Source organism: Wolbachia endosymbiont of Nilaparvata lugens, assembly GCF_007115045.1.
GTDB lineage: Bacteria > Pseudomonadota > Alphaproteobacteria > Rickettsiales > Anaplasmataceae > Wolbachia.
This window is the reverse complement of record NZ_MUIY01000001.1, coordinates 74,973-99,816: the sequence shown is the minus strand read 5'-3', so window position 1 is coordinate 99,816 and position 24,844 is coordinate 74,973. Positions and strand designations below refer to the sequence as shown.

Sequence of the window (24,844 nt, the reverse complement as noted above, 5' to 3'; positions counted from 1 at the left end):
ATGATTAATACCTGACATCAATGACTGATAAGTAATCTGTTAAAGGCACAACAGCAAAAATTTTGAATCCTTTTACTTGTTTTAATATTTTTTCCCAATCGCTTAATGTTCTTAGTTTACCTCCTGTTTCAACCATTACATTAATATCTACAGAGCCTCCAGTTGGAGAGCGGTAATCTAAAATAGTTTCTATCAATAAAATACGAGATATTCCTTTGACCAATTTTAAATAAGATAATACTTTATCATCATCATAATGCTGCAGAAAGCGGCAAAAGACACCTAATTCATAATTTGTAACTGATAGTTCTTCCTGAGTTATAAGTTTGACTTTTAAATTTTCTACTAACTGTCTTGGTACTTTATGTTCGTTATATAGGCCTATAGAACCTTTATTGTGTATATCAGAATAAGCAAGAAATAAAGAGTGTACACCAAATAGCAATATATTCTTAGCACCATCTATATTAATCCTAGAATTAAACTCTTTAGTATCAAACCTAGAATATCCTAGCAATGCTTGGTAAAACGCTATTTTCTTATCTTCTGATGCTTCTCTTTCCTTAAAAGATTCAAATGAAGAGATGGACTTCTGTTTTAGTATATCGGCAATCTTTAACCAATTCTTTTCAGCGGCAACTCTTGCCCACATCGTTGCAGCTTTAGACAAAAACGGTATTTCCTTAAAGCACTTACCTTTTGATGATAGTTGCCATAAGTCCTTATCGTAATCAATAAACCCTATTTCCCACAACGCCCTTAACAGCCTTTCTAGATTTGGTACGATAATGTTTAACTTTTTAGATAAAACTGGAATAGTTGCAGGTAAAATATTTAACAAATCAAGTTCAATAGCAACGCTTGTTAGGTAAGTTTTCCAAAAGGCTGAAAGTTCTGCAGAAATCCTATGCACTTGAGATTCTTTACCTAAATCAAAAATACTAAACTTTACATTTCCGGTAATATTGATTTGTCCTAACACACCTTCAAAAGTTTCAACCTTTGCCATGCCATTATAGAATGCTTCTACCATTTTAAATCTCTGCTGGTAAACAGGATCACCATTAATATCTATATGAAACCAACCATGTTGATCTTCTGCAATAGAATACCCTTTATGAAAAACATTAAGTTTTTTATACCATTTATTATGTACTAACTTTCCATGATGATTAATATGTGTAGCTTTGCCATCCTTATAGACTACAGCGATACCATCCTTAAAATCTCCAACATAATCATATTCCTCCTGATAAATCCTGTTGCCATTTAAATTAATATGAAAACATTTATCATGTCTTCTAACTACACAAGCATCTTCCTGATAATTTCCAATCCATTGATACGACTGTTTGTATACTCTACATCCAGATGAATCAATATGGTAACACCCTGTATCATCTTCTACGGCTGCTCTATTGAAGTAGAATCCAAAAGTTTTTAGAAATCTATGATGATAAACTGCTTCTCCTCTCACATTGATATGATAAGCACCTGTCTGATCATAAACCGGTGCAAGACCGGGCTCATGAAATTTACCAACCTTTATAAACCTATTTTCATACAAAGGATTTCCTAGTAATTCGTGAAAACTCTCACACGGTGAAATTTTAATAGATTTAAGATTATCTTTGATTAATTGATCAAAGGTTTTCTCATGTTGCATGTTTTGCATAATTTGTAATTTAAATAATTCTTTTGTAAGCTTAGGTACTCACTACTCTGCCATATTTCCTCGAGTTTAACCTCATTAACATTACCAAAATTTCCTAATGTCTTACGGAGTTCATCTGGAGCACAGCAAGGACTAAACTTTCCTTCATTGTTTATCCATGCTTCTTTACCTAAAAATGGGCATTGACCACCTGGAGCCAAATCCTTAATACCTTCTTGAGAAAGGATTGTAAAATTTTCTAATTTTATCTTTTTACCATTTGGCAATAGCATATTATCTCTAAGCTCATATAACCTTCTTACCTCTGTATTCCATCTACTAATTGCTAATTCATCTCTTCTCATAGATAGATCCTTAATTTCCTCAAAATGTGCCCAAAGATGATGTCCTTTAACTCTATCTATGCCATTTTTTATGGCCATCTTAACTATGTCATAGAGTTCATGTAAATTACTTTCCAAAAATGTTAATTGTAAAGTAACGGTACACCTTTCACCTGTATCGCTAAAGTATTTATCTCTAACTTCAAGGAAAGTTTTTAAATTTTCTGTCACTACTTCCCATTTTGAACCTTTCATGATTTTTTCATGAGTTTCTTTAGTTGCCCCATTCCAGGAAATCTTAACATCAGATAAAATTGGTACCAATAGTTCAGCCCATTTTCTAGCTCCTTTAATAGGAAAAGAACCATTGGTTGTGAGGTTAAGCTTAAGGTTGAACTCATGGCACAAATTGATTATTTCATCAAAGCTTTTATACATTAAAGGCTCACCCATAGTAGAAGGAATGATTTCCCTTAAAGGTGTTCCAGCTGCTTCCTTAATTACTTTTCTGATAGTTTCTATCGACAGTATCTTAGGTTTTATTCCTTTAGCTTTCTTTTCTTCTTTAACTTTGCTGTATGGTGAAAAACATTCGCACATTATACAAGCAAAATTGCAGTAATCTGGATTAGTATCAAAAGTAATTCTCCAAGGACCGGGTTTCAAAGCTACTGATTTGCCTTTCTTTTCAATAGCATTACGGTAAATCTTGTTAAGTTTTTCAGTATGCTCACTTATAGAAGGTATATTTCCATTTTCAGTATAAGGATAGCCTTTTTGGGTAAGTTTATTGTATAACTCCTGATTTGTAGATAGGACTTGCATTTTTTCTGATAAACTACTTGCATCTCTGTGCTTAAACAATAGTCCATCTCTTACATATTCTGCCATACCACCATAATCGGCTGTTATAAGTGGTATTCTAAGTTGCTGTGCTTCATGTATTACTAATGGTGAATTTTCACCCCAAATTGAAGGAACGACTATTGCATCAACTTTATTAAATACGTCAGTAACTATATTCTTATTATCATAACTTCCCATCCACTCTATTCTTTCTTTAACAACAGGTGAAAACTGATCGGCAATCGCTTTTAAAGCTTTAGTTTCTTCTCTTGCTGCTCCCCAAATTCTAAGTTTTGCTTTAGATGATAAGTGAGAAAAAGCCTTTAGTAATAGGTCAACACCTTTTTCGGGAGTATGAGTACCAATATAACCGAAAATAAACTCTTTTTCTTGTACTCTATTTCTATTCTTAAGACGACTGAGATCAAAACCATAATCAAGATAAGAAATTTTGTTTATCGGAACATTGAAATCCTGAGTAAATTTATCCATCAAGAATTTTGATGGGGAAATAAAGTAATCTATATAGTCTATTATTTTCCTTGTGTGCTTCATTCTAGTTGCAACCCATTGTTCCCAATAATTTATGTCTGAATTCAGGAATTCTTCATCTCCTGTAAAATATCCCTTGTAACATTGGGTTGCACATTTTTGATCCTTTTGTCCATCACAAAGCTGCAATAAATCTTCAGAATTACGTTGAATAAACCTTCCTCTTGGACACATTAACCAAAAGTCATGTAGCGTAAAAATTGTAGGTATATTTTCTTTAAAAGCAATTTCTGGTAAAGTAATTGATAGATGATTAAGATGACCAAAATGTATAAGATCTGGCTGAAAGTTATCTATTATTCTTTTAAATTTTATATTTACTTCTTCATTGATAAATTTATAACGATATTTAGCTGTAGGTATATTAATTAAATGCAGTAAAATCCGGGAATCACTACGATCTAGAACTGTAGTGTAATAAAAATCAGGTAAAAAGCTATTTTCATACCTAGTAAATACTTGTACCTCATTGTTATTTGCTAGTTCATGAGCAAGAGTTTGGCTATAAACCTCTGAACCAGCACTATAATAAGGAGGGTAACCATGAATAACTTTTAATATTTTCATATATTACCATATCTATATTGTTAGGATATTCTTGTGTATTGTTTTGTAGACTTTTTATAAATTTACTTAATCCTACTTCTAATGAATGTTTTGGAGACCAACCAAGTAGCTCTTTAGCTCTAGTAAAATCACCATGAAACTTAGTTACATCAAAATTTCTTGGAGGATAAAAATCAATTCTAGAATCACTTTTTGTGACTTTTAATATTGTTTTTGCTAAGTTTTCTAAAGTACATGGGCTATTAGTAGTAAGATGAATAGCAGGAAGAGAAGATTTTTCGCTTTGTAAATATTGAACAGTTAAGCATATACCCTCTATAACATCATCCAAATAGGTAAAATCAAAAACACATTCTTTACCTTCTATTTTAATTGGATCACCTCTTAATGCATTAATACAGAGTGCAGGAATTACTCTACTGTTATGATCTAGTAAACCACCGTATACATTTGAAAAGCGTAATATTGCTACATTAAAATCTTTTAAGCTTGTTATTTGTTTCTCAATAAATGCTTTACCTTTGGCATAATTATTTATTGGATTGATACTAGCAGATTCTGTAACCGGCAGTTCCTTCTGCTCTCCATAGACTTCCCTACTACTTGCATATATAAACCATGGTTTATTTGAAAGTGACTTACATAACCCTAAAAACTGCATTGTACCATCAACATTAATTTTTTTACACAGTTCAGGATAAAGTTCACCATGTATAACCCGAGAAATTGCAGCCAGATGAATAATTCCTGTACACTTAGCAAGTAGTGGTACTATATCTTCTGAAAAAAAACTGAGTGGATTGTTGTGAAACCTAATATCACAGCTTATTACTTCATGGCCCTGGTTTTCTAACTTTTTCACCAAGGTTGACCCTATCAAACCTGCAGCACCTGTTATTAATATCCCCATGTATACCCTCTCACTACAACTAGGAAAATTTGTCGTACCAATTATCTTACAAGTAAGAATCAAAAGGTATTATAAAACCAGTATAAAATAAATGTCAACTTAAATTAGTGAATAAAAAATGTGATTATGAAAGAAGAGTTGTTGCTTGAAAATAGTGTTCAGCTTTAACCAAATCCTCTTTATTATTTACTCCCATTGCTTCTCTTTCATCAGTAACTACATAACCTACACTCAAGTTATTGGTTGCTGCAATGGGTACTATATCATTAAGACAATATTCATTGGTCGAATTATTAAATTTTATTTCTTTTACTAAGGTAGAGAGATCTTTAGCATATGAAGCTATTATTCCAGAGTTTGCAAGAAGCATTTTATCTCCATTTTTTAGGATTTTTTGAACATTGCCGTAATTATCAATTACTAATCTTCCATATTGTTCATCTTGACTATTGAATCCAAGAAGAACTAAATTATTATACTTTAAACAATCAGTCATTTTCATAACTGTATCACTAGATATAAAAGGAGTGTCTCCATACTGTATTAAAACTATGTCTTGATCAGATAACTCCTCCAGATTTTCTAGAGCAATTTTAACTGCAGTGCCAGTACCTGTAATATCTTCTTGAATTATTAGTTTTATATTGTATTGATCGATTATACTTTTTAGAGTATCAAAGTTTTCTAAATCTTTTAGAAGGGAGTTGTTAACAACAATTGATAAGCTTTTTAGACTCAGCAATTTTGCATTAGAAATTATATGTTCTAAAAGAGTAAGATTTCCCACTTGGTGCAACGCTTTTGAATATTCAGAATTCATTCTACTGCTCTTTCCTGCTGCTAATATTATCAAAATGTTACTCATACATGACTTAGGGATTGATTAGATAGTAAGTTAATTTATAATTAATAAGATGTAAAGCCCACTATAATTTTCTAAATGATCTAGATCTTGGCACCCTCATTAGAGTTTCATTTAAGAGAACTATAACTTTAAACTCTTTACTCGATTTTCTACGCTGACATCTTGTAAACTCTGATCTGGACTTTTTAATATTTCTAATAATCTACTTGCAAGGTTTGAGTGTTTATTGATTACTGCAACCTGGACTAATGACTTGCCTTGATCATCACGAGCATTTGTTACAGCTACGCGCTCATCGGGTTTTATTGCTCTCAGCTTACTGATAATTTCAACATTACCATTTTTTGCATTTTCAAATAGCTCTTCTACTAATTTCAATAGGTTAGTAATATTCTGGTCTCGAGAAAGATCAAGTGGTGCTTTACCTTCTTTATTCTTGATGTTATAAATTGCACCATGTTTCAACAAAGATTTTACAGCTTCGAAAAAGCTATTTTCAGTAGCAACATGCAACGATGTAGTGCCTTTAACTATTGTTTTAGCATTAATAAAATCACTCAATTTATTGTGGCTTACACGTTGTAACAAAGCTTCAATAATTTCTTTATGACCTTTGGAAGCAGCAGTGTGTAATGGTGTATTACCCTTGTTAGTAACTTGAGTAGCATCAGCTCCATTTGCTAGCAAGATATTTACAACTTTTATGTGCCCATTATTAACAGCATAATGTAATGGCGTTCTTCCATCCACGTTCTTCGAATCAATGATTGCTCCATCTCTAATGGAACTCTCAATTCCTAAATAATTATTATCTTCTATAGCCTTAAATAACTTCTCAACCAATTTTAGTAATTTTATTACTTCTGGGTTTCCTCTTCTTTCCGCAAAGTGTAATGGTAAAACATATCTACCTCCTTCAGCTCTAGCATTAAAGTATGCTCCGCTCATAAGTAGAGACCTAACTATATCTAAATTACCAATTTGTGCCCCTAAGTGTAAAGGCGTAGCATTTTTATCCATTTTTGCATTAACATCCGCTCCATTTATAATAAGAGTTTTAACTACCTTAGGATGACCATATTGAGCTGCAAGATGTAGAGCTGTGCCTTTATTTTGATTTTCTTTTACATTTACATCAGCACCATGTTTCAATAGAACGGTTGCTATCTGATCATAACCTTTTTCTGCTGCAAAATGTAAAGGAGTCCAATTTGTGTGATCTAAAGCATTAATATCTGCTTCCTTTTCTAAGAGCAATTCAACCACCTCTAAATGATCATGGTCTACTGCAAAGTGTAGAGGTGTAGTACTTTTAACTGTTTTAGCATTAATGTCTGCTCCTTTATCAAGCAAAGATTTAGCAACTTCTAAATTACCATCATATGCTGCACAATGTAGAGGAGTCCAACTTCTGTTATCTAGAGCATTAATATCTGCTCCATTTTCAATCAAGAAATTCATTATTTCCAAGTGATTATGTTCTGCTGCCAAATGTAGAGCTCTTCTACCATCATCCATCTTTGCATTTATATTTGCTCCTTTTGCAATTAAGCTCTCTACTATTTTTAAAGAAAAACCATTATATGCTGCATTATGTAAAGGAGTCCAATTCTGATCATCCACGGTGTTAATGTTTGCTCCATTTTTAATTAAAAAATCACTCACCTCGAAATGACTTTGCTGAATTGCTAGATGCAAAGGTGTAAAACCTTCGTTTTTTTTAGCATTAACATTGCCTTTTTTCTCTATTAGTAGCTTCACTACTTCTAGGTGACCATTCTGAGATCCTATATGTAAAGCTGTGGAATTATCGTGGCCTTTAGCATTAACATCAATTCCCTTTACGAGAAGAAGAGACTTAACTACTCCAAAGTGATTACGTTCTGCTGCTAAATGCAGAGGTGTAAGATTCTCATAATCCTTAGCATTAACATTAGATTTTGCTTTTAGTAAAATGTCTACTAACTCTAAAAAGCCATTTTGAGACGCTAAATGTAGAGGTGTAATCTTATCATCTGTTTTTGCATTAACGTTTGCTCCCGCTTCAAGCAGAACTTTAACTATATCTAACCTACCAGTTTGTGTTCCCAGATGTAAGGGTGTAATGTTTGCATCAACTTTACGATTACCTATGCCTGAAGATCCAGCGTTAATGTCAGACCCTTGTGAAATAAGAGCTTTAACTACTTCGAGGTTACCATTTTGTACTGCAGAATGCAAAGGTCTTGCTCGATCATTATTTACAGCATTAACATCTAATCCCTTTTCAATAAAAACATTTACTATATCTAGATGACCATTCTCTGCTGCTAGGTGTAAAGGTGTATTAAGTTTATCTGTTTTAGTACTAAGATCTGCTCCATTTGCAATCAAGGTGTTGACTATATCTAAATATCCTTGCTGGGATGCAAAACTTAAAGGTGTAAAGCCTAGAATGGTCTTATGGTTTACATCTGCTCCATGAGCAATAAGAAAGTTAACCATCTCTAAGCGATTTTTTGCAATTGCAAAATACAGTGGCGTAAAGCCATCGTACTTAATCTCTGAGTTAATATCTAAACCCTCTCCTAATAAAGTGTTGACTAAATCCAACTGACCATTTCCTGCTGCTAAATGTAGTGGTGTAAGACTAAGATGTTTCTGAGTTTCATAATTTTCATTTAAAAACTCTACAAAAAATTGTAGCTGATCCAGATTATTAGATATTCTATTAGTAAACATAAAGGCCTCGCATGAAGAATTTATGTAAAATATAGTATCTACAAGTTTTTAAGCAAGATAAATCTTCTTCTTAAAAAAGATACTGTAATCCAATCTGTGTGCTTATAACTTTTTTATTTGATCATGAATGATCAGCTGTCTCAGCTGCAATAGAGACACCTGCCTTAAGTAGTTACATCAATTTTTTCTGTTTTTTTTTGCCCTTTTTTTTCGCTGATGATGATGTCTTCATTCTTCTCAGTAGCCAACATTCTTTTTAAAGTATAATCGTTGCGTGCACCAAGGAACTTAGAAAGAACAATAGGAAATCCACTTAAAAAGCATTAATAATTATACATAATTCTAATGATCTTCATGAAAGGGCTTAGAATAGAATTTAATAGACAATCTGATTTTAATTGATATTAAACTGATCAGACTGAGAGTTAAAAATATGGCAATAATTCTTTTAGACACAAAAACTATAAATCGTATAGCAGCGGGAGAAGTAATCGAAAGGCCAGCAAGTGTAGTAAAGGAATTAGTAGAAAATGCAATAGATGCTGGAAGTTCAGAGATAGAGATCAAAATAGAAAGTGGTGGACGTAACCTTATAACTGTGACAGATGATGGAAATGGAATAGAAAAGGACGACTTAGAACTAGCATTTATGAGGCATGCCACTTCAAAATTAAGCGATAGTGAGTTAATAGAAATCAAGCACCTTGGGTTTAGGGGAGAAGCTTTACCTTCAATTGCAGCAGTAAGCAGAATGAAATTATCGTCTAAGGCAAGTGGAGCAAAGGAAGCATGGTCTATAAGGTATGAGGGAGGAGAAAAAATAAGAGAGATTACCCCTTGTTCTTTGTTGCAAGGTACATATATTGAAGTTCGTGACTTATTTTTTGCTACACCAAATAGACTAAAGTTTCTAAAAACCGAAAGGGCAGAAACACAAAGTATTGTTGATATTGTGAATAACTTAGCGATGATTAATTATAGTATTGGGTTTACTCTCACTTCTGGTAATAAAAAGCTCTTAAAATATGTTAAGCAAACTTCGCTGTTCAACAGATTATGTGAAATAGAAGAAGAATTTCAAAGCAATTCACTAGAAGTTAAAGAGGAAGAAGAAGGCATCAAACTTAAGGGACACATCTGTAAACCTAATGTCAATCGTGGCAACTCAACTCAGATTTATACGTTTGTTAATGGAAGGCCAATAAAAGACAATCTACTTGTTGGTGCAATTAGATATGCGTATCACGATTTTATTCCAAACAATAGGTATCCTTTTGCAGTGTTGCATTTAGAAGTACCATATGACCAAGTAGATGTAAATGTGCATCCAAATAAATCGGAAGTAAGATTTCAGAATAAAAGGCTAATATATGAAATAGTGAGAAGAGGGATAATAAAAACACTATCAACGAGATTTGCAGCGGGTGATCAAGGTATTGAAGAGGAGCTAATTTTTAATGATAGTAAAAGCCAAGAGCAGGTTGATAGTCAAGAGAAAAAAGATCAAAAAGAGTTTTATGAAAAGAGACCAAGTCTTTTAGAAAATCGTCTAATGAAAGAATTCAATGCACCAGATGAAAGAAGGCAAAGCTTACCAGAAACTTTTAAGTATGGAGAATCCCCACCCCAAAAGGGAACGATGGTTTTAGAAAGGAAGCAAATTGATTTGGTAGAGGATCATCCCCTAGGATATGCACGTTGTCAGGTCCACAATACTTACATTATTGCTGAGTCTGGAGATAGGCTGATTATAGTAGATCAACATGCAGCCTATGAGAGGTTGATATACGAGTGCTTAACAAGCATAAAAAGACAAAAACTTCTTCCTGAAACAGTTGAAATTAAAAACCAAGCTGGAATGGGGATGGTTAAAACTTATAAAGATGAGCTTTTTGAAATGGGTTTTGATATTGAAATACAATCAGAAGATAAAGTAACGATAAAAGAAATACCTGCAATCTTGGGAACAATAGATATAAAAGAGATGCTAGTTGATATAGTAGATAAGTTAATGGAAATGGAAGATACGTTGCCAATAGAGGATAAGGTGAATAAAATATCAGCCACAATCGCTTGCCATGGAGCAGGAAGAAAAATGAAATTGGAAGAGATGAATGAGATACTAAGACAAATTGAGAAAACTCCATATTCTGGTCATGAAAGACCAACTTATATAGAAATGAAACTAAGTGATATAGAAAAATTGTTTGAAAGGAGATGAGTTCAGTTTGTCAAAAAGGTTCCCAATTAAGTATACGTAACAGCTCTTCTGGTTATGGAGTATAAAATGTGAAAAAAGAGAATAAATGCTCTAATTTTTTAGATTACAAAGTAATAGGACAGGAAGTAAGAAATCGTAGGTTAGCAAAGGGATATACTCAAAAAGATTTAGCAAAAAAAATCGATACAACATATCAGGTAATACTGCAATATGAAAAAGGAACACGCAGAATTTCAATTAAGAAGTTATATGAATTAGCAGAAGCATTATCAACAACTGCTAGAGATCTAGCTTGCGGACAAGAAGTATCAAATGAGGGAAGGTATGAGGAAGAAGAGATATTAAATCTAGTAAGAAGACATAAAGAGATTAAGGACCAAGAATTACGTGAAACGTTTTATTTATTAACTAAATTCATCCGTATTAGTGAGGAAGAGAGTGGAAAGGCAGTAAAAGTAGAGGTGGCAAAGGGTTTAGTTAAGGAAGGAGTTTCTGCTCATGTTATCTCTCAAACGACCAGTTTATCTATTGATGAATATGATAATGATGAGAAAAAAATTTCTATTCCGTATAAAGTAGGTCAAAGAATAAAAGAATGGAGGTTGAGAAGAGGATACACTCAAGAAGATTTAGCAAGTAAAGTGGGCATAATAAATCAAAGAATATATGAATATGAACAAGGACGAGCTGGTGTTTCACTTGAAATGTTAGATGAAATAGCAAAGGTACTATCAATTAGTATTACAGACCTACTTCCAGAAACAACAGAAAATGAGAATAGTGAAGTGGAACTATCAAGGTTAATAGAAGAATACAAAAAGATTAAAAGCCAAGAATTACGTCATGTACTAATAAAATCTCTGTTTGAAAGCATACAAGTTTGCAAAGAGAAAGTGAAGAGAGTAGAAAAGATGAAAATTGCAAAGAATTTAGTTAAGGAAGGAATTTCTATCAATATTATTTTAAAAACAGTAGGTATCTCTTTAGACGAAATTCAACAAATTTAAAATAAAAAAATCAGTATCTATTAACGTTTTTACTTTTTGATGAAAAAATAAGTGAAAAAGATTTAAAAATTGATTTGACTTCACTCAAAAGCTATGGCTTTATGCCAATGCTGATAAAAAACAGCAGTAAATAATTAAAAATATTTTGTTATTAGTGAAGGGTAATTTTTATGAACAATAAGAAAGATCGTAGAGAAGAAATAGAATTCAGAGCATTAGAAAGCAACGGTAAAGCTTTACTTGATCGTGAAGTAATAGAAACGTTTCTAAGTGCAGTGCATGACAGGGAAGAAGCTCGAATTATTGCTAGAAAGCTAATAGATAATTTTGGAATAGGAGGAGTTTTAGGCCAGGAAATAGATGACTTGAAAACTATAGAAGGGATAACTGACTCTACAGTAGCAGTAATTTTATGCCTAAAGGAAGCTGCAAAGAGAGTACCAAGAGAAGAGTTAAAGAAAGGACCTGTAATGGATAACTTGGAAACCATAGTAAAATATTTGAGGGTGAGTATTGGTTATTCAGAGGAGGAAAAGATGAAAATAATATATTTTGATCAAAAGTGCCGTTTAAAGGGGGAAGAAGTGTTCACTGGTACAGTGGATAAGGTACCTTTTTACATAAGAGAAGTAACAAGAAAGGCATTAATAAGAAAAGCGACGTCAATAATAATATCGCATAACCACCCAGAAGGAAGGTTAAAGCCATCTGATGAGGATGAAGCTGTAACTAAAGACTTGGCTAAAGCTTGTCAGACTATAGGGATTAGGTTGCTGGATCACATTATCATCACAAGTGTTGGGTATTTTAGCTTTAAAGAGCAAGGACTGTTATAAAGCAGATGTTTGAAGATTTTCATGAGTTGTTTAACTACTTGAATGAAGAAAGTATTTGCAATCACATTAATCATTGCTTATAATTAATGAGAAAGTATATATTGAATTAATAATAAAGTAATAAAGTAGGTTATAGACTTAGTAAAGTATATTTAATAGCGGAGGCTAATATGGTTAATAAAATAATTGTACCTTTTGATGATCAAGAAGGAGGTACTTACGAGTTAAACATTGATCTTGATAGATTATCAAAAGGTGAGGTGTTAAATGCTATTGTAGGAATAGGTCGTACTAACACCTTTGTAAGCAAAATTAATAAGGCTAAAAAGCCTGAAGAAATAGCACCTTTCCCTGGTAGAGAAGTTCGCGAAAACAAAATCAACTATGGGAAAGGATTTGACTATGTTTATGGCACAAAACCTGTAAGTGATCAAGAAGATAAAAATCCATTTGCTTCAGCTTTGAAAAAAATAAAGCCAAGTGCAGAAAAGTTGAGCTGGTTTAAGAGTGCTGTGGTAAGAGCAAAAAGTCCAAATGAACTGCACAAGGTTGTAGACGAAGCACTAGCTGCTGGAGCAAGGCTAAATGCATGTAATGATGGAGAGTGGAGCCTCGCGGAATATGTGATACTGGGCACACATTTTCATAAATTTGATAAGGCTGATCGTAAAAAGCTAATACGTAAATTAATGCTAAACGGTGCAGAGTTTCATGATACTTTATTGGAGAATAAATTGATAGGTGAAATCTATAATGAGCTACAACCAGAAGTTCAGCCACATATAGATGAGAGACTAGAAGAACTAGAGAAAGCTGGCGAAAGTGCTGTGCAAGAAGGAGAATTAATAGATGTTGAAATAGATAATACAACATCGTATATAGAATTTTCTGGGGATAGCAAGGTAGAGGTAGCCAAAATACTGGAAGCAAAAAGAGAGCTAGGAAGTAATATTTTAAAAATTGGCAATGATGCAGTTGAGGTTAAAAGTGAGAAGGGAGGTATAAGAAACTATATCGATATGTCAGATGGAAGCTCTATTATATTAGAATTTCCTACAAGCATTGGTAAGCTAGATATTATATTGTACCACGATGTAAAAAAATATGATCAAGTACAAGTCAGAGTAGAAAATAAGGAAATGTGGTCTAAATTACAAGAAAGAGGCGAAGAAATAGGAAAAAATTGTCTTTTTGCTGGAGTAAAACTTAAAGAAGCAGTAGAAAAGGGAAGTTTTATGAGATGTGGCATATGGAATAGCAAGCAGCTTATGAAGGAGGTTGATAGCCCAAGTGAAAAATTGTCTTCATGGGTAGATAAAGTACGTGAAAATAGTAAAGAAACTTTTAGGGGGCTTTAATTCATTTATTTTAAGGTTCCAGAGTCTAGTGTGCCGTAGAGACACAAGGAATGTTCAAGTAAGAGCAAACTAAGTGCAAAAGCTACGCAATAGATGGGGGTGGGCCCCTCGGAGCCGGCTTACAAGAGCAGGCTTCAAACAACCATAAGCTGCTTTGGTAAAAAGCTAAGGTAGTGAGCGTTATGGAAAAGGCGCAAATATGCGTCATGTGTAAAATAGAGAGATGAATGAAAATGAACCACTGATAAAGTGTCGAAAGGAATTGGATGATGTCAAAACCAGGGGTTAGACTTAACCTGGGATAAATCTATCGGGAGCTTGTTTACTGGATAGATGGCGTCCGGCATAGAGGTGGCATGAATCTATTTTGGGCTATTGCGTGGAACTGCGGGAACCTGTCGTTTCGATGATAAGGGAGAAATCCAAGGAGCTGATCTCTGAGGATGAGAGTACCGATGCGGAAAACAGGGGCGGATCAGCTCGTAGTAGTGAAGAAGTTTCTGTAATGGAAATGGAGCGAAGGAGCTGAGTTATTTAGTTTTAGTTATTTATCAACCGAAAGGGAGGAGTTAATGAATAAAACAAAGTCTTGTGATATACCAAAGAAACTTATTTGGAGAGCTTATAAACAAGTATCGAAAAATAGAGGTGCTGCTGGTATAGATGGGGTTTCGATAACAAAGTTTGAGGAAAATCTAAAAGATAATCTATACAAACTATGGAATCGTATGTCATCCGGAAGTTATTTTCCAGAGCCTGTAAAAGCTGTAGCAATACCGAAAGATATGGGAGGAGGACAAAGAATTTTATGTGTTCCTTCAGTATCAGATAGGATAGCGCAAACAGCAGCAACAATGTATCTCGAACCGTTAGTGGAGCCAAAATTCCATGAGGATTCATATGGTTATAGATCGAATAAATCAGCATTGGATGCGGTAGATACAGCGCGTAAGAGATGCTGGAAGTACGATTGGGTGGTAGACCTTGATATATCAGGGTTCTTCGACAATCTGGATCACGAATTAGTTTTGCAAGCTATCAAGAAACACACAGACTGCAAATGGGTCATACTATATGTTGAAAGGTGGATGAAATCCCCTATACAACTTGCAGATGGCAGTAAAGTAGTTAGGGATAAAGGAGTTCCGCAAGGAGGTTCAGTTAGCCCAATCATCTCTAATATATTCATGCATCATGTGTTTGATATATGGATGAAAAAGAACTATCCGACGGTACCATTTGAGAGATATGTGGACGATGCGATAGTGCACTGCAGAACAGAGAAACAGACAGGATTTGTGAAAGTAATGATCGAAGAGAGATTGGCTGAGTATAGGTTGAAATTACATCCTAAAAAGACACAGATAGTGTACTGTAAGGATGACAATAGGAGAGATGAATTTCCTAAACAAAGTTTTGATTTTCTGGGTTACACATTCAGACCCAGGTTAGCAAGAAATAAAATAGGGAAGCATTTTGTTTCATTTCTCCCAGCAATTAGCAACAAGGCCAAGAAAAAGATTACTACAACCATAAGATCATGGAAAATGCTACGAAATACGCATATAACATTAGAGGAGATATCAGGAAAAGTAAATCCAATAGTCAGAGGCTGGTATCAGTACTATGGCAAATTTTACAGAACTGAGGTCTACAAATCTCTAAAGAATGTAGAGCGGCATCTAGAAAAGTGGGTCAAAAGGAAATATAAGAGACTCAGGAGTCACGGAAGACTAGCAAGACAATTTCTAGGAAAGGTGAGAGATAGGTCTCCAAATATTTTCTATCATTGGACACTAGGTTTAGGGTCAAAAAGGCTAAATAATGGGAGCTGTATAAGCTGAGAGGTTTATGTACAGTTCTGCGAGAGACTGGTAGGGGAAGTTCCACTGGTCTACTCTCCCCATTATATCTGGAGCCTTTGAGCTATAGTAGAAAATATTATATGTATGGTTCTTTGTATGGAAAAAAGTCTAGACTGTGAGGTAGGGCAAAAAGTAAAAAATTGGAGGTTAGAGAGAGGGTATACTCAGAAGGATTTAGCGGAGAAGGTTGGTGTAAAGTACTGGGCAATACTGCAATATGAAAAAGGGAGTCGTAAAATTCCAATTAAGAAATTATATGCTATAGCAGAAGCATTATCAGTAAATGTTAAAGGTCTAGTTTGTGGAGAGACGCTACCAAATGAAAAAAGATATTTTGAAGATGAAGAAATATTAAATTTAGTAAAGGGTTATAAAGATAAAGAATTAAGCGAGGTATTTTATTTATTAACCAAATTTATTCGTTTGAGTGAGGAAAGAAGCAGAAAAGCGGTAAAAATAGAAGTAGCAAGGGGTTTGATGAAAGTAGGAGTTTCTGCTCATGTTATCTCTCGAACAACTAACTTATCTATTGGTGAGTATGAGGAGAACAAAATTCCGGTTCCATACAAAGTAGGGCAAAGGATAAAAGAGTGGAGATTGATACGAGGATATACACAAAAAGATTTAGCGAATAAAGTTGGCATAACAAATCAAGGAATATACGAATATGAACAAGGGAGAGCTGCTGTCTCACTTGAAATGTTAGATGAAATAGCAAAGGTATTATCAATCAGTATCATAGATCTACTTCCCGAATCAGATGAGGATAGTGAAGCGGAAGAAAAGCTATCAAAGTTGATAGAAGAATACAAAAAGATTGAGAGTCGGGAATTACGCGATATGCTAATCAAGTCTTTATTTGAAGGTATACATGTTTATAGAGAAAAGGTCAGAGAGGAAAAGAAGATTGAAGTTGCAAGGAATTTAGTGAAAGAAGGAATTTCTGTTGATATTATCTTGCAAACGACAGGCTTATCAAATTATATGATTGAGAAATTTTTGTGATTTCATAAAAACTTAGCCAATAGTGGATTTTTTTGTGATAGAATATATGTTTGCTTCTGTAGGAAAAACAGCTTTTAGAGGATTTATCTATGATAATTCAGAGCATATTGGCTCAGTAAGCTACGAGCTAGGGAAAAAAATAGAAGGTTGTAGGATAGTACAAGGGTATACTCAGGCAAAATTAGCAAGCAAAATTGGTTTAACACATAAGGAAATACATAACTTTGAACTAGGGTGCAAGGCTATTACAATCAAAGAATCGTATATAATAGCAGGAGCATTGTCAGTTAATGTTATAGATCTACTTCCAGGACCAACAGTACTAAGAGAAAACAGTTGGTATGAAGATGAGGATAAAGAAATAGTCTATCTAACAAAAATACATAGAGAAATTAAGGATCAGGAATTACGCAAGAAGCTGTATCCATTAGTAAGGTTTGTATATATTAGCGAGAAAATTAGCCAAGAAGAAGCGAAAATAGAAGTAGCAAAGAATCTAGTGAAAGAAGGAGTTTCAGTTGATATTATTTCCCAAGTGACTCGCTTATCTACTTACGAATATGATGATATAGAGAAAGAAATTTGTACTGATTCTATACTCTACAAAGTGGGGAAAAGGATAAAAGAGCAGAGATTAATACGGGAATACACTCAGGAGGACTTGGCAAATAAAATCGGTTCAACACCTAAAGAAATACACGACTATGAACGAGGATATACAGACATTCCAATTGAAATATTATATAAGATAGCAAAGACATTATCAGTTAACATTAAAGCTCTTGGACTAACAGAATATGAAAATGAGCCAGTTTTTGGGTTTATAGGTAAATGCGAAAAAATTGAGGATCAAGAATTACTGGATACGGTAGCTAGATCTTTATCTGAAGGAATGCAAACTGGTAAAGAAAAGGTTAAAAAAGCAGAGAAAATCAAGATTGCAAAAGATCTAGTTAAGGAAGGTGTTGCTATTGATATTATTGTGCGAGCAAGTGGCCTAACTGCTGATGAGTTGGGTGAGTGTGAAAATTGAATGTGTTTAAGATATAAGTAAAGTTAGTTAATGATTTAACCAGCAGAATTTGCTAACCAACTTTTTTGGCTCAGTTGAATTTTGCTTGGTATAAATTAAGATATGAAATCGCAAAGTTTATCTATTAATTTCTGGTTGTCCTCTATCATTGCATTTGCCTCTTGCTGAAGAGATTTGATATTTTTGAGTGTAATATTGTCCATCTCAGTCGATGCTACTTTCAATTGCGATTGTATTCTTATATATTTATCGTCTATTACTTGTTCTAGTTGATAATCAACGCAATCCAATCCAGAGGCAAACATCACATTCAGTAGTGGCTTGATCCACCCTATTTTGCCAAATTTCCTTGAGTTAGCATACTTTATACTTCTATCTGTTCCACCAGTGCCTATTGATAGCAGTATAATCTCATCATTTGGAAATAACCTCTTACCACTTGCATATGCACAAGCCGCTGGATTATTTGCAAACACTCCACCATCTATCAATACTCTCTCTGTTTGGCTAATTTTCAGACGTTTTGGTGTGAAGTACGTTGGAGCAGCTGTTGTAGCTCTGAGTGCATCTTTCAACTTAATGTTTTTTTCTTTCCAACTTTTGAAGAAAAATTCACAACTATTGTGAATGTCATAACTGGTGAGTAGTAGATTACTCGCAACATCGGCCATAGTACTTTCACCAAAGTATTTGTTGAGAATAAATTCCATATTTCTATATGAGTACTGAGAACCACTCAGCCAAGAAGCAATTGATTTTCTCCAAAATGATGATTGAAAGATATATGGTCCATACTCTTGGTAAAGTTCAACCAAATCATTGGCAGAGTATTGAAGTTTATTGCTTTTACAAAGTCCAGCAACAATAATCCCACCGGTTGAGGTTCCTGCCATTAAATCAAAAATCTGGGAAATTGGCTTTTTTGTCCTAGATTCAATTTCTGCTAGAATAATGGCAGGTATTATCCCTCTAATGCCACCTCCATCAACGGATAAAATGTATTTTACCACTGTGAAATTTATTTGTGTTTTTGCTCAAGCTCATTAACTTCTTCAATGAGGTTTTTTACCCGCTCCTCAAGGCGATAAACTGTTTCCATTAGTTCGTGATTTCGTTCTATAAATTGATCATGAATTTGTACTTTTAAATCAAGCTTAGCGAGCCACCAAATTGTTGCTATGGTCTGTATTACTATCGTTACTATTACTGTGATTGGGATTTTTTGCTTTTTCATGTGAAGATATTAACTTGTTATGGATAGTTTTAGAAGTTTATATACAGATTATAGAAAACTTACAGCTTTAGTGATTTCTTTCTATTGATTTGTATCGATCCTCTGCTTCTGCAAGTAGCTTAATGATTTCATCATAAGGTTTGTCCTTATTATGCCGTGATCTTAATACAGCAATTTTCCTTGGTGTTTTTCCATCTGTATCTCTAATGGTAGGGTCTGAACCTTTGTCTAATAAAAATCTAATTATCTCCAATTTGCCTTCATATGTAGCTGCATGTAAAGGTGTCCATCTTTCATATTTCGTAGCATTTATATCAACTCCTTTTTCTACTAGGAATTTTACAACCTCTGCACATCCCTCTTCTGCAGCATAATGTAGTGCTGTTAATTTAGGGATCTGCACATTAATATCTAATAGATTTTCTACTAAGAATTTTACAGTCTCTAAGTTACAATTTTGAGAAGCAATGCGTAATATCGTTTTATAATTATCTGCAGCCTTTGCCTTCATGTAGGAATAGGTAGCAATAATACATACTATTACTGTTATAAGCCACCAAAAATGCAGCTTGTTTTTTGTATCTTGACCCAATTTATCCATATTCAACATCTTTTTAATATTAAATAGATCATTTACTCATTTTTTATTAACATTACTTACTCAAAGATGCTGACAACATAGTAAGGTAACCTGAGCTATTTAAAGTATGCTCCGCTCTATTAACTATCCATTCACCATCTACCGCTTGGTTAAAGTCTATAAGATTAAGTTTAGCTTCTGCAAAAATTTGAGGATTACCAGGCATAGTTATATCTAAAGCTTCATTGTTACGCTTCAATTGTTTCAACTTGGCATTTGCTGCACTCAGCGCTGACTCTGCATTAGAGTAAAGTTCCAGCATAATATAACTTGGCTCGCTACTACCAACTGTTTCTTTAATAGTTTCGCCCTTTTCATAGCTATGCCACTTTGCCACTACTGAATTATACTTATCACGTACGGTAAAATGTACTTTCCAGTTAATTGTATCTTGAGGTCTAATAGTCGTTGTTCCTAAAGCTTTTCCTGTGGCTGATTTTGCCATATTCTTTGAAATAAACAATATATACCCACCAGCTAATTTTGCCATTGCTTCACGCTCTGTTGCGATCTTTGTTAACAGACTTATATCACTTTCATCTGCCTGATTAATATGGGGTATCAATACACTCTTAAATTCCTTAGCGACTTTGTATCCATATCCATGTTTTTGGGCTATTTCTTTTACTAAGTTTTCTATGGTAATTTGGCGCCATTCTTTTGATACTTTTGCCTTCAAAGATATTCTTAAATTTGTTGCATGAGCTTTGATTAGTAGAGTCTTAGGTGGACCCTGTATAGTCACTTCGTTGACTGTATATATACCCATTGGAAAGATTCCAAATTCCTTATAACCTAGTGCTATGTTCAATTCATTCGGAATATCTATGTCTTCATCCCTGTAATTAACACACACTTCAACTACATCATCTATTATTCCTGATTCATCTGTAAGGTGCAATGATATAACTCTATCTTTAATTGATTCACATTTATCTATTATAAAATCTGGCTGCATTTATTCCCAGACCTTTAATTTTGACTTTTGTACTATTTTCTTAATAGTAGGAAGCTTTATCTTTAATCCTGCAGGCAAAAAGCTTCCGTATTCTGCCAAACCTAAGTTCTCTGCTAGTACTAATTCCACTACTCCATCAGTAAATCCGTAATGTTTCCAGCAAATCAGATCTAACATCTCATTTTCTTTACTCACATAGTATACAGTCATCTATAGCTTTTTAAACTCAAACTAAATTCAACTTTTCTTGGTAGTCCATTAGGTAAAAAATACATCTGCTTTTCTTCTAACCTAGTAATTACGAATTGTCCTAAAATATTACCTAAACTATCTACTAAAATATGTGGTTTTTCAGCTTCTTTCACACTCTTTAATTGATTTAGCCCGTTGAGATTATGCAGATAAATCATTCCTTCTAAATCTATATTTTCTACACCTTGACCGATATTTTGTAATAGTGGCATATTTTCAATACACTCAATCGTGCTCCAACGATTTTCTTTGCTATACTTTAAACTTGTGGGAGCAAACTTATACGGACCAAGAGATAGCATCAATAAAATGTCTCTACCGTATCAAATAAAACATCACGTGACTTTTCTCTTATCCTTTTTATTACTTCATCTGCAAGACTACGAACATCTTGGTTAGGTTCTGCTTTAATGCTGATAGTGTAATTATTAGTGATGTTCTGAGTTTTATTTTGTTCTTTATTTTCAAACTTACTCCTTGCAAATATCTTATCGCTCTCTGTCTCCTCAATAAGGCTTTTGACTCTGAAGCTATTTTTATTTCTCTTTGAAAATTCTTTAATTATACTGTTACCTAGCACAGGATTTCCACTGTTGAGAATATTACTCTTTATGGTAGTATGGACTGCTTTTATTTCAGTTTTTCTTTTTTCAAATTCTTTCAGTGGGCTATTTTCCAATACTTTTCCAAATACACTTTCCCCTATCCATGAAAAAGCTTTTCCTATAGGTTCAATGAGTGATTTCCACAAGCTAGAGAAAAAGTCTTTCACCTTTTGCCAGTTAGCTATAACAAGAGCGGCACCAGTAACAAGTCCAGCAACTAAAAGTCCTATAGGGTTAACGAGTGTTATTGCTCTGAGTCCTGTTACTACTGCAGGAAAAACTGTAGCTGATAAAAATGAAAATACTCCAAGAAGGTTTGCTTTCAGACTAAAAATAGTACTTCCTAGCAATGTAAATCCGTATCCTAGTGCTACTGCTACAATTTTTAAACTTATCAAGGATGCTGCAGTACCCATGATCGCCGTGGTTAAAGTTGGATATTTTTCTGCAAACTCTGCTATATATCTAGTTTTTTCTTGTAAAAATTCAGCTATAGATTTTAAAGTAGGCAACAACACTGAGCCCAGGTTCATAACAACTTCAGCTATTGCATTTCGAAGAAGTCGTAATTTATTAGCTGTAGTGTCTGCAAGATTTTTGAATTCTTCTTGTAGAGAGCTCTTGTACTTTTCTGTATTAGCCAATAACTTTATTGCATCCTCACACTTATTAAAACTTCCAGCTAATAATGCAATATCATCTTGATATTCCTGACCGAAAAGTTTCATAAGGATTGTAGAACGTTCCTGGTTATCCATTTTCTTTAGAGTTTGAAAAAAATAGAGTAATGCTTCTTCGCCGTTTTCGCTTATTCTTTGTACTATTTCTTCTGCAGTTATTCCCATTTGCTCTAATGCTGCTTTAAAATCCCCTCCTTGTTCTTCAGCAGTCTGAAGTTTACTAAGTAGAGCATTTATAGCAGTTGCAGCTTTTTCAGGTGTTTTACCTAAGCTAATGAAAGCATTTGCTAAACTACTTGTTTTCTCGATATCCAAACCAAACTGCTTTGCAGTACCACCAACTATTGCTAGAGTTTCAACCATATCTCTTGCTTTAGCAGCAGTGTTATCTGATAAGTGGTTGATCACATTACCAACATGTTCCATTTTACTAACATCAATGCCATAAACGTTAGAGAGTTTAGCTATAGAATCACCTGCTTGCTCTGCAGACATATCAAATGCTGTAGACATTTTTGCCACTGTTTCTGTAAACATAAAAAGATCTTCTTTCTTGATACCAAGTTGACCACCACTTGCAGCTATTTGTGCCAGTTCTGCGGCTGATAATGGTATAGTGCGTGACATCTCTTTTAACTTCTTTGCAAATTTAGTTGCTTCATCCGTTCCTTTTTTAAAATCTACCACTTTTGTAACATCAGCCATAGCACTTTCAAAGTCAATCGCAACTTTAACTGGAGCTGCAAGCGTTAGCCCTAGCCCAATAGTCTCTATAATTTGTGACTTAAAATGTGCTTTGGTTGCTAAAAAACTTTGGTGACTACGTATTGCAGACCCAAGCTTACCATACTTACCTTTTAGCACTTCAATAGAAGAACCAAGTTTATATTGGTCACTTACTAATGACTTAATATTTCTGCCACTTTTCCTTACTTCTTCATTAAATGAATGTAAAGCATCTCTCTTTTTCAAATATGCTTCTTTTGCTTTTGTTGCGGAGGTTTTGGCCTTGTCAAACTCTGCTTTTAAAGTTTTGCTTGGTTTCTCCACCGCTTTCATTTGTTTAGCTAAAGATTTTACTTGATCTTCAAAGCCCTTCCACGACCTCCTGCTGGTCAAAACATCACTACCCAACTGCTTAAATTTTGATACTGATTTTAAAGATGAGTCAAGCTTTCTTATGTTCTCACCAAGATGAGTAAGTTGACTACTACTGCCCTTTATTACAGTATTAAAACTGCCATCAAGTACTGCACCTATTTTTATCGATAATACTGACATTTGAACTCCCTAGCTAATTTGCTCCATAAAATAAATTCACTAATCTCCATATCAAGTATTTGTTCAACTCCGCCTCCTACAACAGAGCTGAACATTAATACTTCTGACCTCAAGTTCTTTGAATAACTGGTGAAAAAAAATCCTTGAGCACCTCTTGTACTTTAACATAATCAGCAATATCTAACTCCTCAATTGATTCTTTTGCCACTGATGTTAAGTTCGCTGTCAGAGTGACTTCTTTACTTAGATCACTACCATTTAAGCGTTCAATTGCAAGATAATCTCTAACTTTTGGACGTCTAACGGTAAGTTCTGAGACAGAAATTCCATCAACTGTAATTGGGTTATTAAGTGTTATAGCTTGCATGTTCCTCCTTAAAAATTAATTAAATAAAAGTCTGCTTGGCTTTTACATAACTAATTTTTTTTACTATAGTTTTTGTGTTTGATTAACGACCCTTTATACTAAATTTCTCAATATAAAAATGATAATAGGGTTTATTTTTCCTCAACTTGGATTAATTCTTGAACTTCATCGACAGAAAGACCTGTACACTTGACAATAGTGCTAATATCAACATTATTAGTCAACATCGCTTTTGCAACTTCAATCTTTCCTTCAATCTTTCCTTCAATCTTTCCTTCTTTTTTGGCATCATCAAGTTTTTGAGCAAGAGCAGCCTGCTCATCACGAATACGCTTGACCTCTTGTTCGTAGGCTATAAATTCTTTTTCTGACCAGTTGAACCTATTTAGCTCTTCATAAGCTTTTTTGATTATTACGTCACTTCCTATTATCCTTTCCAGCTCTTCTTCACCTGTTTCGTCAGCGTACTTAAAAAAATATACCCACTTCTCAACTATATTTGAAAGCTGATCTTCTTTAGTTTTGGGAAATTTAGGCAATTCAATAAATACAAAGTAAAAATCTTTTAGATCATGTTCATTAGTATCTTCATCGCGAATAGTGTGCTTTGATCTATACTCAGACTTATCAGGAAACAGTATACAATCTGCTATAGCAATAAAAATAATTTCCTTAAGATCATGGTATTGATCACCCTTGTCAGCTTGTCTTGAATAGGCTTTAGCAGCATAGTACTGAGCTCGTTTTTCAAAGCCTTTGGTTTTAGCGACCTGCATCTCAATTATCCATTGCACTCCTGTTGAATCTCTACATAGCACGTCAACAATACTTTGCTTTTTAGAGGCAATCTCAGGATCTTGAATAGTACTTAAGAACTCTATATCCTGTATTGCATTTTTGCCAGTAAAATTCAAAATATCATTGAGGAAGTGAATGAGGATGTCTTTATTCTTTTCTGTACCAAAGATACGACGAAATGCTAGGAGAGTAGACCAGGAGAACTTCCCTCCTGGCCCCTTCCAGAACCCTACGTGAAACTCGCG

At 34.0% G+C, this 24,844-nt stretch carries 21 protein-coding genes; 7 read left to right on the top strand and 14 right to left on the bottom strand.

Annotated elements, in window-relative coordinates; genetic code table 11:
* Nucleotides 1-4: 4 nt before the first annotated feature.
* The 5 genes from BWZ41_RS00470 to BWZ41_RS00450 all read right to left on the bottom strand — a co-directional run bounded on the left by BWZ41_RS00470 (nt 5) and on the right by BWZ41_RS00450 (nt 8,459).
* A complete protein-coding gene (locus BWZ41_RS00470; protein WP_143689044.1) occupies nt 5-1,675 on the bottom strand; it encodes a WG repeat-containing protein in 1,671 nt (556 codons plus the stop codon).
* Entirely contained in the window at nt 1,636-3,963 is a 2,328-nt protein-coding gene (locus tag BWZ41_RS00465; RefSeq protein ID WP_006014142.1) for a glycosyltransferase, read from the bottom strand. The genes BWZ41_RS00470 and BWZ41_RS00465 overlap by 40 nt, the downstream gene beginning before the upstream one ends.
* Nucleotides 3,920-4,873 carry an NAD-dependent epimerase/dehydratase family protein gene (locus tag BWZ41_RS00460; protein WP_006014140.1) on the bottom strand — a complete coding sequence of 318 codons (954 nt, stop codon included), beginning with the start codon at nt 4,871-4,873 and terminating at the stop codon, nt 3,920-3,922. The genes BWZ41_RS00465 and BWZ41_RS00460 overlap by 44 nt, the downstream gene beginning before the upstream one ends.
* Nucleotides 4,874-4,997: 124 nt before the next feature.
* Entirely contained in the window at nt 4,998-5,738 is a 741-nt protein-coding gene (locus BWZ41_RS00455) for an NTP transferase domain-containing protein (RefSeq protein ID WP_039950631.1), read from the bottom strand.
* Between the two features lie 120 nt (nt 5,739-5,858).
* Complete coding sequence (locus tag BWZ41_RS00450) at nt 5,859-8,459, bottom strand: ankyrin repeat domain-containing protein (protein ID WP_006014136.1); 2,601 nt, start codon at nt 8,457-8,459, stop codon at nt 5,859-5,861.
* A gap of 433 nt (nt 8,460-8,892) precedes the next feature.
* On the opposite strand from BWZ41_RS00450, the gene mutL reads away from it, so the two are divergent.
* The 7 genes from mutL to wmk (BWZ41_RS00415) all read left to right on the top strand — a co-directional run bounded on the left by mutL (nt 8,893) and on the right by wmk (BWZ41_RS00415) (nt 17,784).
* A complete protein-coding gene (gene mutL, locus BWZ41_RS00445; protein ID WP_006014134.1) occupies nt 8,893-10,680 on the top strand; it encodes a DNA mismatch repair endonuclease MutL in 1,788 nt (595 codons plus the stop codon).
* A gap of 68 nt (nt 10,681-10,748) precedes the next feature.
* Nucleotides 10,749-11,687: a WO male-killing family protein Wmk gene (wmk, locus tag BWZ41_RS00440; RefSeq protein WP_006014132.1), complete on the top strand. Its 939-nt coding sequence runs from the start codon at nt 10,749-10,751 to the stop codon at nt 11,685-11,687.
* Nucleotides 11,688-11,857: 170 nt separating this feature from the next.
* Nucleotides 11,858-12,523 (top strand): JAB domain-containing protein, encoded by a 666-nt coding sequence (locus tag BWZ41_RS00435; protein ID WP_143688756.1) that lies wholly within the window; start codon nt 11,858-11,860, stop codon nt 12,521-12,523.
* Between the two features lie 170 nt (nt 12,524-12,693).
* Nucleotides 12,694-13,881, top strand: a complete 1,188-nt coding sequence (locus tag BWZ41_RS00430; protein ID WP_006014128.1) for a hypothetical protein — start codon at nt 12,694-12,696, stop codon at nt 13,879-13,881.
* Between the two features lie 572 nt (nt 13,882-14,453).
* Nucleotides 14,454-15,725 carry a group II intron reverse transcriptase/maturase gene (gene ltrA, locus BWZ41_RS00425; RefSeq protein ID WP_143689043.1) on the top strand — a complete coding sequence of 424 codons (1,272 nt, stop codon included), beginning with the start codon at nt 14,454-14,456 and terminating at the stop codon, nt 15,723-15,725.
* A gap of 117 nt (nt 15,726-15,842) precedes the next feature.
* Nucleotides 15,843-16,751 (top strand): WO male-killing family protein Wmk, encoded by a 909-nt coding sequence (gene wmk / locus BWZ41_RS00420; RefSeq protein ID WP_006013992.1) that lies wholly within the window; start codon nt 15,843-15,845, stop codon nt 16,749-16,751.
* A gap of 46 nt (nt 16,752-16,797) precedes the next feature.
* Nucleotides 16,798-17,784 carry a WO male-killing family protein Wmk gene (wmk, locus tag BWZ41_RS00415; RefSeq protein WP_006013990.1) on the top strand — a complete coding sequence of 329 codons (987 nt, stop codon included), beginning with the start codon at nt 16,798-16,800 and terminating at the stop codon, nt 17,782-17,784.
* Nucleotides 17,785-17,879: 95 nt separating this feature from the next.
* Here wmk (BWZ41_RS00415) and BWZ41_RS00410 read toward each other — a convergent pair whose 3' ends face one another.
* From BWZ41_RS00410 to BWZ41_RS00370, 9 genes are all read right to left on the bottom strand, one after another.
* Nucleotides 17,880-18,794 (bottom strand): patatin-like phospholipase family protein, encoded by a 915-nt coding sequence (locus BWZ41_RS00410; protein WP_143689042.1) that lies wholly within the window; start codon nt 18,792-18,794, stop codon nt 17,880-17,882.
* Nucleotides 18,795-18,802: 8 nt separating this feature from the next.
* Nucleotides 18,803-19,018, bottom strand: coding sequence for a hypothetical protein (locus BWZ41_RS00405; protein WP_006015629.1), 216 nt, complete (start codon nt 19,016-19,018; stop codon nt 18,803-18,805).
* Nucleotides 19,019-19,085: 67 nt separating this feature from the next.
* Nucleotides 19,086-19,619 (bottom strand): ankyrin repeat domain-containing protein, encoded by a 534-nt coding sequence (locus BWZ41_RS00400; protein ID WP_006015625.1) that lies wholly within the window; start codon nt 19,617-19,619, stop codon nt 19,086-19,088.
* Between the two features lie 52 nt (nt 19,620-19,671).
* Nucleotides 19,672-20,616: a contractile injection system protein, VgrG/Pvc8 family gene (locus BWZ41_RS00395; protein WP_006015622.1), complete on the bottom strand. Its 945-nt coding sequence runs from the start codon at nt 20,614-20,616 to the stop codon at nt 19,672-19,674.
* Nucleotides 20,617-20,826 carry a tail protein X gene (locus tag BWZ41_RS00390; protein WP_006015620.1) on the bottom strand — a complete coding sequence of 70 codons (210 nt, stop codon included), beginning with the start codon at nt 20,824-20,826 and terminating at the stop codon, nt 20,617-20,619. It lies immediately after the preceding gene.
* Nucleotides 20,823-21,170 (bottom strand): phage tail protein, encoded by a 348-nt coding sequence (locus tag BWZ41_RS00385; RefSeq protein ID WP_039950887.1) that lies wholly within the window; start codon nt 21,168-21,170, stop codon nt 20,823-20,825. The genes BWZ41_RS00390 and BWZ41_RS00385 overlap by 4 nt, the downstream gene beginning before the upstream one ends.
* Nucleotides 21,170-23,434 carry a phage tail tape measure protein gene (locus BWZ41_RS00380; RefSeq protein ID WP_143689041.1) on the bottom strand — a complete coding sequence of 755 codons (2,265 nt, stop codon included), beginning with the start codon at nt 23,432-23,434 and terminating at the stop codon, nt 21,170-21,172. Before BWZ41_RS00380 ends, BWZ41_RS00385 begins: the two co-directional genes overlap by 1 nt.
* Nucleotides 23,435-23,543: 109 nt before the next feature.
* Nucleotides 23,544-23,801 (bottom strand): phage tail assembly protein, encoded by a 258-nt coding sequence (locus tag BWZ41_RS00375; protein WP_006015605.1) that lies wholly within the window; start codon nt 23,799-23,801, stop codon nt 23,544-23,546.
* Nucleotides 23,802-23,932: 131 nt separating this feature from the next.
* On the bottom strand, nt 23,933-24,769 hold the full coding sequence (locus BWZ41_RS00370; RefSeq protein WP_143689686.1) for an Rpn family recombination-promoting nuclease/putative transposase: 837 nt from the start codon (nt 24,767-24,769) through the stop codon (nt 23,933-23,935).
* Nucleotides 24,770-24,844: the final 75 nt, after the last annotated feature.

Coding starts and splice junctions, on each gene's coding strand:
- BWZ41_RS00400 (WP_006015625.1), bottom strand. CDS start 19,619: ATGGATAAATTGGGTCAAGATACAAAAAACAAGCTGCATTTTTGGTGG.
- BWZ41_RS00390 (WP_006015620.1), bottom strand. CDS start 20,826: ATGACTGTATACTATGTGAGTAAAGAAAATGAGATGTTAGATCTGATT.
- BWZ41_RS00430 (WP_006014128.1), top strand. CDS start 12,694: ATGGTTAATAAAATAATTGTACCTTTTGATGATCAAGAAGGAGGTACT.
- BWZ41_RS00470 (WP_143689044.1), bottom strand. CDS start 1,675: ATGCAAAACATGCAACATGAGAAAACCTTTGATCAATTAATCAAAGAT.
- wmk (WP_006013992.1), top strand. CDS start 15,843: ATGGAAAAAAGTCTAGACTGTGAGGTAGGGCAAAAAGTAAAAAATTGG.
- BWZ41_RS00385 (WP_039950887.1), bottom strand. CDS start 21,170: ATGCTATCTCTTGGTCCGTATAAGTTTGCTCCCACAAGTTTAAAGTAT.
- BWZ41_RS00375 (WP_006015605.1), bottom strand. CDS start 23,801: ATGCAAGCTATAACACTTAATAACCCAATTACAGTTGATGGAATTTCT.
- BWZ41_RS00450 (WP_006014136.1), bottom strand. CDS start 8,459: ATGTTTACTAATAGAATATCTAATAATCTGGATCAGCTACAATTTTTT.
- BWZ41_RS00395 (WP_006015622.1), bottom strand. CDS start 20,616: ATGCAGCCAGATTTTATAATAGATAAATGTGAATCAATTAAAGATAGA.
- BWZ41_RS00405 (WP_006015629.1), bottom strand. CDS start 19,018: ATGAAAAAGCAAAAAATCCCAATCACAGTAATAGTAACGATAGTAATA.
- mutL (WP_006014134.1), top strand. CDS start 8,893: ATGGCAATAATTCTTTTAGACACAAAAACTATAAATCGTATAGCAGCG.
- BWZ41_RS00455 (WP_039950631.1), bottom strand. CDS start 5,738: ATGAGTAACATTTTGATAATATTAGCAGCAGGAAAGAGCAGTAGAATG.
- BWZ41_RS00465 (WP_006014142.1), bottom strand. CDS start 3,963: ATGAAAATATTAAAAGTTATTCATGGTTACCCTCCTTATTATAGTGCT.
- ltrA (WP_143689043.1), top strand. CDS start 14,454: ATGAATAAAACAAAGTCTTGTGATATACCAAAGAAACTTATTTGGAGA.
- BWZ41_RS00460 (WP_006014140.1), bottom strand. CDS start 4,873: ATGGGGATATTAATAACAGGTGCTGCAGGTTTGATAGGGTCAACCTTG.
- BWZ41_RS00435 (WP_143688756.1), top strand. CDS start 11,858: ATGAACAATAAGAAAGATCGTAGAGAAGAAATAGAATTCAGAGCATTA.
- wmk (WP_006013990.1), top strand. CDS start 16,798: ATGTTTGCTTCTGTAGGAAAAACAGCTTTTAGAGGATTTATCTATGAT.
- BWZ41_RS00380 (WP_143689041.1), bottom strand. CDS start 23,434: ATGTCAGTATTATCGATAAAAATAGGTGCAGTACTTGATGGCAGTTTT.